Genomic DNA, 1,161 nt, shown 5'->3' on the forward strand with positions numbered 1-1,161 from the left:
CTAGTGTCCTGAGTCGGAGATTCTTACAGAAATAGGAATTTCTGTCTGTTTGTGCGCGTTCTTCCTTCCATCAGCGACGATGGGAGGCAGCAATGGCACGAGCAGGAAGACCGACAGCCGAGGTCGAGCTCACCGATGACGAGCGGGACACGCTCGGACGGTGGGCGAGACGACCAACGAGCGCACAAGCGCTGGCGTTGCGGTGTCGGATCGTCCTGGCGTGCGCTGATGCAGACCGCACCAACGGGGAGATTGCTGCCCAATTGGACATCACTCCGGCAACGGTGGGCAAGTGGAGGCGACGTTTCGTCGAGCATCGGCTCGAAGGTCTGCATGATGAGCCCCGTCCGGGTGTTCCCCGTTCGATCACCGACGACGATGTTGAGCGGGTCATCGTGAAGACGTTGGAGGAGACGCCGACCGACGCCACCCACTGGTCCACCCGGTCGATGGCCAAGGCCACCGGCATGAGCCAGTCCGGCATCAGCCGCATCTGGCGGGCCTTCGGTCTGAAGCCCCACCTGCGGGAGACCTTCAAGCTGTCGCCCGACCCCTTGTTCATCGAGAAGGTGCGGGACGTTGTGGGCCTCTACCTCAATCCTCCCGAGGCCGCCCTGGTGCTGTGCGTCGACGAGAAGACGCAAGTGCAGGCGCTCGATCGCACCGCGCCGGTCCTGCCACTCCGCCCGGGACTCCCCGAACGGGCCACCCACGACTACGTCCGCAACGGCACCACGAATCTCTACGCCGCGTTGGACATGGCCTCGGGCAAGGTCATCGCCGACATGACCGACAGACACCGGGCCGTCGAGTTCCGCAAATTCTTGAACCTGATCAACCGCTCGGTGCCCGATGACCTCGACGTCCACCTGATCATCGACAACGTCTCGACCCACAAGACCCCCGAGATCCATCGGTGGTTGCTTCGCCACCCGCGCTTCCATCTCCACTTCACCCCGACCTACAGCTCGTGGATGAACATGGTGGAGCGGTGGTTCGCCGAGCTCACCGAGAAGTGGTTGCGCCGAGGCACCCATCATTCGACCAAGGAACTCAAGGCTTCCATCACCCACTGGGTCGACCAGTGGAACGAGGATCCCCGTCCCTACGTCTGGCACAAGAACGCCGACGAGATCCTCACAACGCTGGCTGCATATACCC

The 1,161-nt window shown here is 62.6% G+C and carries 1 protein-coding gene; it reads left to right on the forward strand.

Translation table 11 applies throughout. The features are described 5' to 3' along the window. Positions 1 to 92: 92 nt before the first annotated feature. Positions 93 to 1,161 (forward strand): IS630 family transposase (locus IVW53_16150; protein MBF6607090.1); only part of this gene is annotated, 1,069 nt, incomplete at its 3' end.

The sequence above is a fragment of the Chloroflexota bacterium genome (assembly GCA_015478725.1).
GTDB lineage: Bacteria > Chloroflexota > Limnocylindria > Limnocylindrales > CSP1-4 > C-114.